Origin of the sequence: Vibrio sp. V09_P4A23P171, assembly GCF_963875615.1 — a bacterium.
Taxonomy (GTDB): domain Bacteria; phylum Pseudomonadota; class Gammaproteobacteria; order Enterobacterales; family Vibrionaceae; genus Vibrio; species Vibrio anguillarum.
Map to the genome: position 1 here is coordinate 169,728 of NZ_CAWNMR010000011.1, position 13,808 is coordinate 183,535.

The 13,808-nt window shown below is 43.9% G+C and carries 13 protein-coding genes and 1 other annotated feature; of the genes, 3 read left to right on the forward strand and 10 right to left on the reverse strand.

The window, feature by feature from the left end:
• Positions 1 to 43: 43 nt before the first annotated feature.
• The 3 genes from AACT23_RS05055 to nfo form a co-directional block, all read right to left on the reverse strand.
• Positions 44 to 595, reverse strand: coding sequence for a hemerythrin domain-containing protein (locus tag AACT23_RS05055; protein ID WP_013856117.1), 552 nt, complete (start codon positions 593 to 595; stop codon positions 44 to 46).
• An 87-nt stretch (positions 596 to 682) separates the two neighbouring features.
• Positions 683 to 1,363, reverse strand: coding sequence for a uracil-DNA glycosylase (gene ung / locus AACT23_RS05060; protein ID WP_094129838.1), 681 nt, complete (start codon positions 1,361 to 1,363; stop codon positions 683 to 685).
• 270 nt (positions 1,364 to 1,633) lie between these two features.
• The gene (gene nfo / locus AACT23_RS05065; protein WP_019282352.1) at positions 1,634 to 2,551 is read right to left on the reverse strand and encodes a deoxyribonuclease IV; all 918 of its coding nucleotides are present in this window, start codon (positions 2,549 to 2,551) and stop codon (positions 1,634 to 1,636) included.
• 298 nt (positions 2,552 to 2,849) lie between these two features.
• Here nfo and grcA point away from each other — a divergent pair, with 298 nt between their 5' ends.
• Positions 2,850 to 3,227: an autonomous glycyl radical cofactor GrcA gene (grcA, locus tag AACT23_RS05070; protein WP_026027385.1), complete on the forward strand. Its 378-nt coding sequence runs from the start codon at positions 2,850 to 2,852 to the stop codon at positions 3,225 to 3,227.
• Positions 3,228 to 3,336: 109 nt separating this feature from the next.
• Here the strand turns inward: grcA and thrC are convergent, their stop codons facing one another.
• The 4 genes from thrC to thrL form a co-directional block, all read right to left on the reverse strand.
• A complete protein-coding gene (gene thrC / locus AACT23_RS05075) occupies positions 3,337 to 4,620 on the reverse strand; it encodes a threonine synthase (protein ID WP_094129841.1) in 1,284 nt (427 codons plus the stop codon).
• Entirely contained in the window at positions 4,617 to 5,573 is a 957-nt protein-coding gene (gene thrB / locus AACT23_RS05080) for a homoserine kinase (protein ID WP_094125216.1), read from the reverse strand. The genes thrC and thrB overlap by 4 nt, the downstream gene beginning before the upstream one ends.
• Before the next feature lie 18 nt (positions 5,574 to 5,591).
• Positions 5,592 to 8,051 (reverse strand): bifunctional aspartate kinase/homoserine dehydrogenase I, encoded by a 2,460-nt coding sequence (gene thrA, locus AACT23_RS05085; protein ID WP_026027387.1) that lies wholly within the window; start codon positions 8,049 to 8,051, stop codon positions 5,592 to 5,594.
• A gap of 29 nt (positions 8,052 to 8,080) precedes the next feature.
• Positions 8,081 to 8,198, reverse strand: a sequence feature (Thr leader region).
• The gene (gene thrL, locus AACT23_RS05090; RefSeq protein WP_100208354.1) at positions 8,136 to 8,213 is read right to left on the reverse strand and encodes a thr operon leader peptide; all 78 of its coding nucleotides are present in this window, start codon (positions 8,211 to 8,213) and stop codon (positions 8,136 to 8,138) included. It overlaps the preceding feature by 63 nt.
• A 242-nt stretch (positions 8,214 to 8,455) precedes the next feature.
• Here thrL and AACT23_RS05095 point away from each other — a divergent pair, with 242 nt between their 5' ends.
• Positions 8,456 to 8,959 carry a hypothetical protein gene (locus AACT23_RS05095; RefSeq protein WP_094129844.1) on the forward strand — a complete coding sequence of 168 codons (504 nt, stop codon included), beginning with the start codon at positions 8,456 to 8,458 and terminating at the stop codon, positions 8,957 to 8,959.
• Here AACT23_RS05095 and AACT23_RS05100 read toward each other — a convergent pair.
• Entirely contained in the window at positions 8,956 to 9,441 is a 486-nt protein-coding gene (locus AACT23_RS05100; RefSeq protein ID WP_010318275.1) for a putative 4-hydroxy-4-methyl-2-oxoglutarate aldolase, read from the reverse strand. The two genes, AACT23_RS05095 and AACT23_RS05100, sit on opposite strands and share 4 nt — an antisense overlap.
• Before the next feature lie 697 nt (positions 9,442 to 10,138).
• Here AACT23_RS05100 and arcA point away from each other — a divergent pair.
• A complete protein-coding gene (gene arcA, locus AACT23_RS05105) occupies positions 10,139 to 10,855 on the forward strand; it encodes a two-component system response regulator ArcA (RefSeq protein WP_013856108.1) in 717 nt (238 codons plus the stop codon).
• Between the two features lie 92 nt (positions 10,856 to 10,947).
• Here the strand turns inward: arcA and AACT23_RS05110 are convergent, their stop codons facing one another.
• On the reverse strand, positions 10,948 to 11,394 hold the full coding sequence (locus tag AACT23_RS05110; RefSeq protein WP_013856107.1) for a hypothetical protein: 447 nt from the start codon (positions 11,392 to 11,394) through the stop codon (positions 10,948 to 10,950).
• Between the two features lie 4 nt (positions 11,395 to 11,398).
• Complete coding sequence (gene arcB / locus AACT23_RS05115) at positions 11,399 to 13,738, reverse strand: aerobic respiration two-component sensor histidine kinase ArcB (RefSeq protein ID WP_094129847.1); 2,340 nt, start codon at positions 13,736 to 13,738, stop codon at positions 11,399 to 11,401.
• Positions 13,739 to 13,808 lie beyond the last annotated feature (70 nt).

Here is a 13,808-nt window from a genome sequence, read left to right on the forward strand (position 1 = left end):
GGCACTTCAACAGTGCCTTTTTGTTTAACTGAATCAGCAGAGATTACTGGCACTCTTGTGCGGTTTGTCGAACTCGGTGAGCTAATTGTTGGTACTGCTCCGCAATTGTCTCACCAAATACTGGATCATCTTCGGATTGTTGCCAGCTCGCCTCCACCGCTTGCCAATCAGTCACATTAAAGGTGCGGCTGATCAAGGGTAAAACCGATTGTTCTTCTAACTCCAGATGACGCTTCTGGGAAGAAATAAATGCATCAAGCTGCTCGATGAACACGTGCTGTGGTACAACTGCATCTTGCAAAATCATATCGACAATCTCTAGAAAAGCATGAGTTTTCTCAGAAAGTTCTATATGTTCTCTCGCTAAATTTTGAATATCATTATGTTGACCATAATGATCAATATAATAGTGATAGAGAATATCTTCTTTGGGGTGGTGTACTGACTCTGAATGCGTCGCCAAGTAGTCAATAATCTCTCTCACTAAAGAGTAGTTGATACTTTGTTCATTACTCAATTGCCGTTGTTTATCTCGCAAAATGGCAAGCAAACGCGCCATATACCCGTGTTCTCTACGGATCCTTTCAATCATCATTGTGCTTCTCCATTACACTTATTTTAGATAAGTGTATAAAAGCTTCAGCGTGCTTGTTTTGACCCTGCTCGAAAAAACATCAATTAATCACTTATCCAATACGGGTTGCCAATTCACAGGCGCTTTCCCCTGCTCAATAAGCAATTGATTAGTCTTTGAAAAATGTTTACAGCCCAAAAAGCCTCGATGCGCAGAAAGAGGAGAAGGATGCGGTGCTACTAATACATGATGTTTACTGCGATCAATCATGCTGCCTTTCTTCTGCGCGTGTGAACCCCACAACAGGAAGACAACACCTTCACGCTGCTGATTTACCGCCTCAATCACCCGGTCGGTAAAGGTTTCCCAACCAGTATTAGCGTGCGAATGCGCCATACCTTGTTCAACGGTCAATACGGTATTGAGCAATAGCACCCCTTGCTCGGCCCAACTTTTTAGGTAACCGTGCTGAGGAGTAACAAAACCGGGGATATCTTGCACCAGCTCTTTGTAGATATTCACCAGTGAAGGTGGGGTTTTAACGCCGGGTAACACCGAAAAACATAACCCATGAGCCTGATTTGGCCCGTGATAAGGATCTTGCCCTAAAATCACAACCTTAACATCGCCAAATTCGGTAAAACGAAACGCATTAAACACGTCAGCAGCAGGTGGATAAATCACTTTCCCCACCAGCCTTTCCTTTTCAACAAACGCTATCGTCTGTTGAAAATACTCCTGCTGTTTTTCATGGCCGATAACATCGTGCCAAGTCAATGATTGAGTCATAACAACGCTCTGCAAATTAACTAATTACAGCATTGTAACCATAAAAAGCCACCACTGCATGAGTCAATGTCACAGAGCTTTTGCCAGTTAATGTGATTTTTGTGGCGTTCGTGTATGCCCTTGACCGTTCACATGTCGGTTAGGTATAGGCAATCGGACTGGTGGTCGAGCTATTGATGGTGAACGTGAGATCATATGAAACATAGTGACATCCTCCTTCATTTTGACGCGCTATGCCTTTGTCTTTATGAAAGAAAGATGCCAACTTATTTAAGATGCTACTGAATCCACCGATTGTGCGTGTAGATCTCTTAATGTTTGAATTTCTTGGGCCCAGATGTCTGGATCGATTGTCTCTAAAATCAATGGGATACCATCAAACCTTGCATCTTTGGCAATAAATTCAAAGCATGGCCAACCAATTTCGCCTTGCCCTAGAGAATGATGGCGGTCAACACGGCTGGCAAACTTTGCCTTTGAGTCGTTGATGTGCATTGCACGTAAGTAGTGCATTCCCACCACGCTATCAAACTCTGAAAAGGTTGCCTCGCACGCCTCAACTGTGCGCAAATCATAACCTGCAGTAAAAGTATGACACGTGTCAAGGCACACACCTACTCGCGATTTATCCTCAACTTGCTGGATAATTTCGGCTAAATGTTCGAAACGCCAGCCTAGATTCGTCCCCTGCCCTGCGGTGTTTTCAATCACAGCAACGACCTCAGGCACGGCTTGATGTGCAAGGTTTATCGATTCTGCAATCGTCGCAAGACATTCACTTTCTGAGACTTGTTTAAGGTGACTACCCGGATGAAAATTCAGAAGCGTCAGCCCCAGTTGCTGGCAACGTTGCATTTCATCAATAAAAGCTTCGCGTGACTTAGCAAGCTTATCGGCTTCTGGCGCGCCCAGATTAATAAGGTATGAATCATGCGGCAAAATGTGTTCACTTTTAAAACCAAGCATGTGGCAGTTAGCCTTAAAAGCGCGAATGGTTGCCTCTTCGAGCGGTTTAGCAACCCACTGGCGCTGGTTTTTAGTGAATAAAGCAAATGCATTTGCTCCAATTTCTCTCGCTCTCAATGGGGCTTGGTCAACGCCGCCAGAGGCCGATACATGAGCACCAATAAATTTCATTCCACGGCCCTGAATTCTATTTGTCATTAAATCACTTTGTACTTTCAACATTGGACTTCAATTGTCTGATTTTCTGTTACTTAGGTCAAACACGCGCTAAAAATGTAGTAAAATTACAACAAAACAATAGATAAAAAATATTTTATGTATTAAAAAAAAGTAGAACTCATTGTTTTTAAATGCTTTATTGATTTAAATCAATGAAATAAACCCCATATTATCAATGTTTATCGTTGTTTTTTGACCTAAATCAATATTAATTTTAAGGATATTAGCTATATAATAACCAACTCAACAAAGTTAGAAAATAAACACCAATAACGCCACTTAAGTGGACTAGGAGATAGTGATGATTCAAGGCATTCAAATTACAAAAGCAGCAAACGACAACCTACTAAATTCTATCTGGTTACTCGATAACGAAAAGAATGAAGCACGTTGCGTTGCCGCTAACGCAGGCTACCAAGCAGATCAAGTTATCGCGGTCAGCGACCTTGGTGAGTATGAAAGCCGTGAAGTTGCGATTGAAACAGCACCTCGCATCGAAGGCGGTCAGCACCTAAATGTGAACGTTCTTAAGCGTGAAACTCTTGAAGATGCCGTTGCACACCCTGAGAAGTATCCGCAACTGACGATTCGTGTTTCTGGTTACGCTGTTCGTTTCAACTCATTGACTCAAGAACAGCAACGTGACGTTATCGCACGTACCTTCACTGAGACGCTATAATCATAGCGTTGATGAGAATATTCATATCCAAAAATGGCGCTCAATGAGCGCCATTTTTATCGTTAGAGGAATATCATCCTGACTTCAATAAGATGAAATCAGGATCTCTTTAAGGCTGAACGCGTCTTAACACCGTTTTTAGAGCGTCAAAATCATTGTCTAACTCTTCAGAAAGCAACGCCATCACTGCATGTTTTGCAAGAGGAGCTGGTAATTCAATGTCAGTACCTAGCACATCGTCAACGACTTCTTTAAATTTGGCAGGGTGCGCAGTACACAAAAATAGCCCCGTTTCTCCCGCTTGTAACTGCTCATCCAAAACTCGATATGCAATGGCACCATGCGGTTCACACAAATAACCTTGCGCGTAAAGTTCACGAACTGAATCCGCACTTTGTGCATCAGATACCGCACCTTTACCTAAGGTATCTAGCCCCCAGCCCTTTAAGCGACAAAGCTCTTCGATGCGCGGCCAGTTGTTCGGCTGACTCACATCCATCGCATTCGATGTGGTCGCGACAGTGGGTTTTGGATCCCATTGACCCGTTTCTAAGTAACGAGGAACGGTATCATTGGCATTGGTTGCCGCGATAAAACGCTTGATAGGTAAGCCCAATGCTTTTGCCAACAGACCAGCGGTTAGGTTGCCAAAGTTGCCACTCGGTACGGAGATGACTAAGTTTTCACGCTGCGCTTTGCTTAATTGTGATGCGGCCTCAAAGTAGTAGCAAATTTGTGCCATTAATCGGCTGATATTGATTGAATTTGCAGAGTTTAAACCGATCTCTTGGCGAAGCTTAGCGTCATCAAAAGCCTGCTTAACTAACGCTTGGCAAGCATCAAAGTCACCATTTATCGCGACAGTGTGAATATTGTTGCCCAGAGTGCAGAAGAGTTTTTCCTGTAACGGGCTGATCTTACCTTTAGGGTAAAGTATCACGACCTTGATGTCGGGCATTCCATAAAAGGCATGAGCCACCGCAGCGCCAGTATCACCAGAAGTCGCGGTTAAAATGGTGATCTGTCCACCATTTGAAACGGCGGCCAGTGACTGCGCCATAAAGCGACCACCAAAATCTTTAAATGCCAGCGTTGGACCGTGGAAAAGCTCTAGAGCATAAATGCCGTCTTTCACTTGCTTAATCGGTGCTGGAAACTGAAAAGCCGCATTAACCATCGCATTCACTTGCTCTGCTGGTAATTCATCACCAATCAAGGCGCTGAGAATTTTTGTACTACGAGAGATAAAATCTTCGGCTAGTAACGCGTCAATATCTTCAAACTGAGGCAACTCTGCTGGGAAAAATAGCCCTTGATTGCGTCCTAATCCTTGGCGTACGGCTTGGCCAAAAGAGACTTGTTCATCATTTTCTTTTATGTTGTAAAGCTTCATAGAGCACTTCCTGTAACGGTCGAGCCATTTTTGTCTAAGCGACAAATATGGACGAATCCTTCTTCATTTTGTACATAATGTTGTTCAAGCCAACGAGCAACTCGCTCGGCAACCTCTTTTTCTTTGCAAATACTGAACAGTGTTGGGCCACTGCCGGAAATGCCAGTGGTGAGCGCTCCGGCTGATGCAGCGTATTTACGCGCATCCGAAAAGCCGGGCAGAAGTTTCTCACGATACGGTTCAGCAATCACGTCTTTGATCAGTTTAGCCGCTAGCTCAGGCTGACCTGAGTGACAAGCATGAATGAAACCTGCGAGATGACGGCCATGCGCAATGATGTCCTGTCGACGATATTGTGAAGGTAAGATCGCTCGCGCTTCGGCTGTGGAAACTTTAATCCCAGGATACGCCATCACCCAATACCAATCGTCAAAACAAGGCACTTCTTGGCTGATGATGCCTAGCTCTTCAAGCATCAATTGCACGCCGCCTAAGTAGCAGGGGGCAACGTTATCATAATGTATACCGCCTGAAATTTTGCCTTCCATTTCGCCCATCAGCGCTAAAAGCTCGGTTTGATTAAGTGGGTTACCGTGAAACCGGTTCAACGCATCTAAAGCTGCAACAATTGAACAAGCACTCGAACCTAAGCCTGAACCAATCGGCATATTTTTTTCTAACGTCATTTGCAACGGCTTTACTGCAATACTCTTTTTTTCAAGCTCTCTGGCAAAAACAAGCCAGCAATCGTAAACAATATTCTGCTTTGGATCTTGTGGCAGCTTGTCGACAAAGCGACCTGCAGTTTCGAGTACAAAAGGTTCGCTGCCCGCTTTAACTTCAACGCGATCCCCCAATAAACTACCATCAATTGGCGACACGGCCGCCCCTAAAACATCAAACCCAACGCTCACATTACCAATTGAAGCTGGGGCATACACCACTACACTCATGTCACTTGAACTCATCAATTAAACCCCTAACTTCCAACCTAAGGTGCGCATCACATCAGAAAACACCCCTGCTGCTGTTACTTCTGTACCCGCCCCATAACCACGCAACACCAATGGAATCGGTTGATAATAACGGCTATAAAACGCCAGTGCATTCTCACCATCTTTGACTTTAAACATTGGGTCATTTTCATCGACCACTGCAATTTTCACCTTGCATTGGCCCTCTGATATTTCACCAACATAACGTAATACCTTACCTTCGGCTGCTGCCTTAGTGGATAACTCTTGGAAATAAGCATCAGCCTGCGGCAAGCGCGCCATAAACTCTTCAACTGTACCCGAAATATCGAAACCCGGTGGCAAAGCAAGATCGACTTTTACATCATCCAGTTCTAAAGGCATTCCCGCCTCACGAGCTAAAATTAACAGCTTGCGAGCCACATCCATTCCCGACAGATCATCACGAGGATCAGGCTCAGTAAAACCTTTGTCTTTAGCTAGCTGCGTAGCTTGACTAAGTGTCATACCTTCATCCAGTTTGCCGAAAATAAACGAGAGAGAGCCAGATAAAATACCGCTGAATTTTTCCAACTCATCACCAGCAGCAATGAGATTTTGCAAGTTTTCAATCACAGGTAAACCAGCACCAACCGTCGTTTCGTACATCAGTTTACGGCGCGAGTTGCGCGCCACTTCACGCAGCTGGTGATAGTAGGCCATGCTTGCGGTATTGGCTTTTTTATTAGGCGTCACAACATGAAAACCCGCAGCCAGAAATTCGGCGTACTGGTTGGCGATCACTTCACTGGAAGTACAATCAACTAAGACAGGGTTAATGATATGGTTACGCTGCACTAGAGAGATAAGCCTTGCGAGGCTAAATTCTTCACTCGCGCTATGCATTCGATCACGCCAATGCTCCAGCGGCAAGCCTTCGCTATCGAGCAATAGCGCCTTACTATTGGCAAGGCCACACACTCGAATCACAATTCCTTTATCGGCTAGTTTGGCTTGCTGACGATGAATTTGGTCAACTAATTCGCCTCCGACACCGCCAACACCGACCACAAACACATCCAAGAAATGCTTAGAATTGAAAAGATTTTCATGACAAGCCTTGATCGCTTCTGAAATTTTATCTTCTGGAATCACCGCCGAAATAGCTCGCTCGGAAGAGCCTTGTGCAATGGCAACAATATTGACGTGAACTTCAGCCAGCGATGAGAAAAATTGAGAAGCCACTCCGCGCGAAGTGCGCATGCCGTCACCAACCAGAGTGACAATCGCAACGTCATCCATAAACTCGACAGGCTCAAGTAGGCCATCTTTTAATTCCAGTTCAAACGCTTCCGATAATGCTCTTTTGGCAAGGGCTTTATCTTGCGCCTCAATACAGAAACTGATGCTGTATTCTGAAGAGGATTGTGTAATCAGCACAATAGAAACACCTGCGGCAGACATCGCGCCAAACACACGGCTAGCCATGCCGACCATGCCTTTCATGCCAGGGCCGGAGACGTTGACCATAGTCAAATTATTGAGTGTAGTAATGCCTTTGATAGCCAGCTTATCTTCACCAGTATCTTGACCAATCAGCGTGCCTGCGCCTTGAGGGTTAAAACTGTTTTTGATAAGACACGGAATATGAAATTGTGCAATCGGTGCAATGGTTTTGGGATGTAACACTGACGCGCCAAAATACGAAAGCTCCATCGCTTCTTGGTAGCTGAGTGATTTTAATAAACGAGCATCCGCAACCAAACGTGGGTCACAGTTATAAACGCCATCGACATCGGTCCAAATCTCACAACAATCTGCACGTAAACATGCCGCAAGCACAGCCGCAGAATAATCCGAGCCATTACGGCCTAGACAGACCAATTCACCCTTTTCATTACCAGCCGTGAAACCCGGCATAATGTTAACATGCGCTTGCGGAAGTGGATTTTGCTTGAAATTTTGCGTGGAGATCTCAACATCAACCATTGCCTCAAGGTACTCACCTTTAGCAAAAAGATATTGTACTGGATCAATCAGTGCAGCCGCTTGTCCTTTTGCTTCAAGTACCGCTTTCATCAGTTGGATAGAGACTCGCTCACCTTTACTGATAATGCGCGCATTGACGTTGTCTGGGCACATACCGAGTAAATTAATGCCGTGTACAAATTGACGAAGCTGAGACAGTGACGTTTTTACTTGATTGTCAAAAGCGGCCGAATCCACATTAGGTAATTGTGCTTTGATGCCAGCGAGTAGATCGAAAAATGAGAATTCAAGCTCCGCTATTTGGCGTTCTGCTTCGCCATTACGCAAAGCACTCTCAATAACTGCCACTAATTTATTGGTGGTTTTTCCCGGTGCAGAGAGCACAACGGCGACTTCTTCTTGCTGTACATTGTTAACGATGATATCTGCCGCCCTTAAAAAACGATCAGCATCGGCTAACGATGAACCTCCAAACTTTAATACTCGCATCCCTTCCTCCAAAACAGTTCAAATTGGTATAAAAAAAGGCCTGTATCTGGTGGGATACAGGCCTTTTTTGTAAAAACTTTTCGCTCAGCGGCCCGCCCCAACATGTGTCATGTCGGTAATAATAATGGTGGTTGTCATTACTACTAGGCTGCGCTGTAACATAGAAAAATTTAAATACTCGTGTGTTTAATTGCCTTTACGTTTACCTTACTTCGTCATCATTAGTCAACGAAAATCTGCTATTTTTTATAGTCATTCCGAATTAATCAAATTAAAAAACACAACACAAATAAGATACTTATTGCACATTAAGTGCAACCATTTTACACATAAGCAAATAACAAAATGCTATATACATAACGCTGTCATCGTGTGAAATTTGTGCTTTAATTGTTGTTACCGCAGTGGACGCAGTAACTCAAAACAAGAATAAGGAGAGGCAGATGAAACTAAAAGTCGCACTATGTTTATTTCTGCTTGTCTCTTTATCTAGCATGGCCAATACCTTACCTGCACTTCCTTCTTCACAGAGCCAATCTCCACATCGCTTATTTCTTTCAAGCGAAAGTGATGGTCAACAATTTGATAGTTGGACTATTGATGGCGGTTATTCTTATAACCTTTTTGACAATTTAGATCTGTACATTGGAGCGAGGATAAATAATTCCGACTACGGATCCGAAAGTGGTTTTTTAAGTGGCCTTAGCTACCAGCTAACCCCAAAATTATCACTAAAAAGCACCTTACGGTCAGCCGCCAGTAATCCGAATAATACGAGCAGTGCCGATGCTATGGCGGCGGAGCTATCTAGCCGACTTCAACTGTCAGAAAACGTTGATTTACATGCCACCCTTGATTATCAAGAGTGGCAACAAGGCGTTCAATTTGGGGTGGGTTTCAGATTCTAGTGCCAGTCTAGCGCTTGAGTTGACGTTAAAACACCATTCCAATCGGCATAAACATAGTCACCCGGCTGAATCATCTGGTTGAGGATAGTCAGCGTCACATTAATTTCGCCTGCACCTCTCTTATCGGTCTTAAGTGGACAACTCGCTAACGCTTTCACGCCTAAATCCATTTGCGATAACGCAGCAACATCGCGTATCGCTCCATAAATGATGACCCCTTCCCAACCGTTTTCAATCGCCATGATCGCCAGTTGGTCACCCAATAACGCTCTTTGACACGAACCGTTACCATCGACGACTAAAACTTTACCTTTACCATTTTGGCTTAATACGTCACGAACTTTAGAGTTATCGTGATAGCAACGCACGGTGACAATTTGCCCCCAAAAAGCACTCCTTAAACCAAAAGTTTGCAAAGGCAAATCCAATATATTGATTTGCGATTCAAATTTATCGCAAATATCTGGTGTGATATCTATCATCCTTCTTCCTTGATTATTGTTTATTATTTTCATCTGACACATTAGACGCGCTGTAAAATCACAGCTCAATGAACCATAATGCCAGATACTTTACTCACCTATCCATACAAACGATGCAAAGAAAAACCCGCTGAGAATGAGCATAACTTGGCGGCCAACTGCATTTAAAAGACTGAATATTCATATTGGTGACATCCATAATAGTGCGATATCCCCCGCTGTAAACGTTGATTTTTTACGCAATTCCCATTTTTTGACAAGTATCGAGTTAACAAGTTCTTTGCTGGTAAATTTCTATGTGAGGTAAAGCCCATTACGCCTAATGCTACCATCCCCAGCGAAAATTCCCAAAAAACATGCTATTTGCATGGGTAATGTGGTGTAAATTTACAACTGCTTAAGACGATTAATATTTGTTACATTAGAACTCTTGATGTAAATCAACAAAGTGATTGGAATTAACATTCTGCCGTTGTTAGCATGCTGTTAACATTATAGAATCCGCCTTAAAGACTAGTAGAACACCGAGGGTATGGAGACCTCAATGCAAGATATGCCTAAGGACGGCGGGCAACTGAAGTAAGTGTTTTTTTCAAAACTTTAGTTTATTATCGGCAGCAGATTACCTGTATGTTGCAATTTTTTGCCTACAATTAATTCTATTAGCACAATTTTTTCACAAGTTTAGGTACCGCCAATGCAAACCCCGCAGATTCTTATCGTTGAAGATGAGCAAGTAACTCGTAACACTCTTAAGAGTATTTTTGAAGCAGAGGGATACGCTGTTTTTGAGGCCAGTAACGGTGAAGAGATGCACCATGTGCTGTCTGATAACCCCATTAACTTGGTCATTATGGACATCAATTTACCAGGTAAAAACGGCCTTCTGTTAGCTCGTGAGCTTCGTGAACAGGCTAATGTTGCACTGATGTTTTTGACTGGTCGTGATAATGAAGTTGATAAAATCCTCGGTTTAGAGATCGGGGCTGATGACTACATCACCAAACCATTTAACCCACGTGAACTGACGATTCGTGCTCGTAATCTTCTAGGTCGTTCAATGAATACCAATACGACTCAAGAAGAGAAACGCAGTGTGGAAAAATATGAGTTCAACGGTTGGGTATTGGATATCAATAGCCGCTCTTTAGTGAATCCGGATGGTGAAGGCTACAAGCTTCCTCGCTCAGAATTCCGCGCTTTACTGCACTTCTGTGAGAACCCAGGAAAAATCCAAACTCGCGCAGATTTGCTTAAAAAGATGACTGGCCGTGAATTGAAACCACACGACAGAACAGTAGATGTGACGATTCGTCGTATCCGTAAACACTTTGAATCAGTCTCAGGTACGCCAGAGATCATCGCCACAATTCATGGCGAAGGCTACCGCTTCTGTGGTGATCTAGAAGACTAAACGTCTACCCCCAGATAGTTAGAAGCCCTTTAACCTCAGGTTAAAGGGCTTTTTTCATGGCTGACTACTGCGCGTGGAGCCGTTCTATAAATCTAATAGACTTTGTCGATGAAGACGCTCTTTTCGATAAGCCACTGCGCTGTTGTACCATCGCTCAATTGCAAAGCTACATTAACGGGCTTATCCACATTAAGCTGCATCGGCCATTCAAACACAACTTCCCATTGATCTTCACTTTGAGTCCGTAAATCTAACGATTCACTGCCCACCAGCCAATTTTTATCCCTTTGCTGGACCATCAACGCGTCAATCGTTAAATTGGCAGGTAATATTGCCGACGAATCCAATCTTAATGTCCCATGCACAAGAGGTATTTCGCTCTCATTAGCTGTAGGCATTTGATTGATCCAAAGGTTACTTTTCAACCCAATGGTGATATTTGATATCACGGCACTGCTGTCCTGCAGCCAATTCACTTGCGGTGAACTACAGCCAGATAGTAGCGCCATGACTAATGAAGCCAACCCGATTTTTTTCATACCATTACCTTTGAGTTAACCATTGTTTCAAGACTTGAATATCGTGTTGATACCCATTTTTAATTTCATCTATCCAGTCACCAATATTTTCCCACCAAGCAGGTAGCTCTGGTGACTGTGCCTTTTGTGCAACGTTTTGGATGTGTTTCAAACCAATTGAACCCGCAGCACCCTTGATTTTGTGTGCTTCTGAAACAATGCCTGCTTGATCTTTTGCTACCATATTGGAGTCTAGCACTTCAACGTAACTGGGCATCATCTGCTCGAACATTTGGATACTTTCCAGCACAGGTTTCGGGCCAACAATATCGATATAAGACTCAAGCATTTCAAGATCGAGCAAATGCGTGTTCAACTCACTGTGTTCTTCTGAGGCAGCCTTAACCTTAGCGTCGGCAAGTTGAGTCGCCTCACTATGGGTGAATTTTGCAATCACCTCTTGAATCGCCAGTACTGACAATGGTTTACTGATCGCGTCATCCATCCCTTTCTCTAGATATTCAGCTTTATTTTTCAATACGTTGGCGGTCAATGCAACCAGTGGCGGAAGGTTATCATAAGTTTCTCGATAAAACGCAGCGACATCAAACCCGGTCATGTCTGGCAGTTGAATATCGAGGAAAACCAGATCGTACTCTTGCGGCACAAATTTTTGTTTGGCTTCTTCACCTGTCATAGCGACGGTAACCGTGTGTCCTAAACTTTCTAGCAAAGAACGAGCAACTGTAATATTGAGCTCAATATCTTCAACCATAAAAATGGCTAAACTTTTTTGAGGAACGGGTAACGTTGGTTTGAATTGGGCATCTTGTGCCAAAGGCACACGAATTGAAACGGTGAAGGTGCTACCAAAGCCTTCTTCACTGCTCACAGAAATATCACCATCCATTAAGTTGATTAACTGGCGAGATACCGCTAAGCCAATCCCCGTGCCAACAGCGTGCAAATTGTCCTTACCCGATTTAACTTGGTAATACATGGCGAAGATTTTATCGAGTTCAGCCTCTGGTATACCAATGCCTGTGTCTTCAACTTCCATGGTAATGTGCGCAAACTTATCCTCAATGTCAGCGCAGACCGTCATGACGACGCCACCTTCTTTGGTAAATTTCATCGCATTGCTTATCAGGTTCCACAATACCTGACGCAGGCGCGTAGCATCCACTTCAATCGCAACAGGTAAATCACTGAGCCGCTCGAGATCAAACCTAAGCCCTTTTTGCTCAGCCATCAACGCCGAGATGCTTTCAATTTCAGCAACAAATTCTTCAAAATTCAACGGTGCTGGCAGTAGCTCTAGTTTCCGGCGGTCAAACTTATCCATATCAATGATATCGTTGAAGATATTACCTAACGTAATGGCACTGACATTAATGGTCTGCATGTACTTACGCTGTTCTGGGGTCATGGGGCTATCGAGCAACATGCGGCTCAAACCAACGATACCGTTGAGTGGTGTGCGCAATTCGTGGCTGATGGTCGAAATAAAAGTGGTTTTATCCCGGCTCGCTTTTTCCAAAGACTCTTGATTGCGTTTACGTTCGGTAATGTCTCGCCCAAAGCCCACCAACCCTAAGTGGCGGCCATCTTTGCTATAAAAAGGGACTTTACGCAGTTCAAAATAGTTTTTGCGGCCATCAGGGTATTCAAGCCACTGCTCATAAGTGATGGCTTGATTGTCAGCAAACACTTTTTCGTCAGTTTCAACGATCTGTTGCGCGACTTCTTTGCTATAGACATCCCACGGAGTTAACCCAACTAACTGATGCTCACGCTTGCCCGTTAGCTCTTCCATCGCTCGGTTGCAGCCAGAAAAAACGCCGTTCGCATTACGGTAGTAAATCAGATCAGGAGAGGCATCGATAAAAGAGCGCAATAAGGCGGTTCTTTCTGCCAATTCAAGCTGCGTTTTTTCGCGTTGATAGACCTCATTTTCTAAATCGGCCATCGCCTCTTCACGCGCTTCCTCTGCCTTAATTCGCTCTTCAATTTCTTGGTTGAGTTTTTCGATATTTTGCTGAAGCTTATAATTGAGCTCTTGATCGCGTGAGCGCATGTCTTTGAGCTTAGAAACCAACTTCGAGAGGCGTTGACGTGACTCTTCTAACTGATCGACCACCACTGAAAGAAAATAGACCGCCCAAGGCGTGATCAATAAACCAAAAAAGACAGAACGAACGATGTCGATATCATCAACATAACCATTGAGCACCAACGTGATACCAACTTGCACCACCACTGCCAAGGCCACTAAAGCGAGCGCAAGAAGAATGGAGAAACGGAGAATGCCCAGTTTGACCAATAGGTCGACATAGTACTGGGCAAGGTTTTTCATGGGTTTCATTAAACACTTCCATGTAATAACAGTGCCACTAGTCTAACGCGTTTAACGTCGATTCGTCAGCCAAGTTAAT

What these genes read in the sequence shown, in the direction of transcription:
- AACT23_RS05055 (WP_013856117.1), bottom strand. Translation starts at nt 595, where the DNA reads ATGATGATTGAAAGGATCCGTAGAGAACACGGGTATATGGCGCGTTTG.
- ung (WP_094129838.1), bottom strand. Translation starts at nt 1,363, where the DNA reads ATGACTCAATCATTGACTTGGCACGATGTTATCGGCCATGAAAAACAG.
- nfo (WP_019282352.1), bottom strand. Translation starts at nt 2,551, where the DNA reads ATGTTGAAAGTACAAAGTGATTTAATGACAAATAGAATTCAGGGCCGT.
- grcA (WP_026027385.1), top strand. Translation starts at nt 2,850, where the DNA reads ATGATTCAAGGCATTCAAATTACAAAAGCAGCAAACGACAACCTACTA.
- thrC (WP_094129841.1), bottom strand. Translation starts at nt 4,620, where the DNA reads ATGAAGCTTTACAACATAAAAGAAAATGATGAACAAGTCTCTTTTGGC.
- thrB (WP_094125216.1), bottom strand. Translation starts at nt 5,573, where the DNA reads ATGAGTGTAGTGGTGTATGCCCCAGCTTCAATTGGTAATGTGAGCGTT.
- thrA (WP_026027387.1), bottom strand. Translation starts at nt 8,051, where the DNA reads ATGCGAGTATTAAAGTTTGGAGGTTCATCGTTAGCCGATGCTGATCGT.
- thrL (WP_100208354.1), bottom strand. Translation starts at nt 8,213, where the DNA reads ATGTTACAGCGCAGCCTAGTAGTAATGACAACCACCATTATTATTACC.
- AACT23_RS05100 (WP_010318275.1), bottom strand. Translation starts at nt 9,441, where the DNA reads ATGATAGATATCACACCAGATATTTGCGATAAATTTGAATCGCAAATC.
- arcA (WP_013856108.1), top strand. Translation starts at nt 10,139, where the DNA reads ATGCAAACCCCGCAGATTCTTATCGTTGAAGATGAGCAAGTAACTCGT.
- AACT23_RS05110 (WP_013856107.1), bottom strand. Translation starts at nt 11,394, where the DNA reads ATGAAAAAAATCGGGTTGGCTTCATTAGTCATGGCGCTACTATCTGGC.
- arcB (WP_094129847.1), bottom strand. Translation starts at nt 13,738, where the DNA reads ATGAAACCCATGAAAAACCTTGCCCAGTACTATGTCGACCTATTGGTC.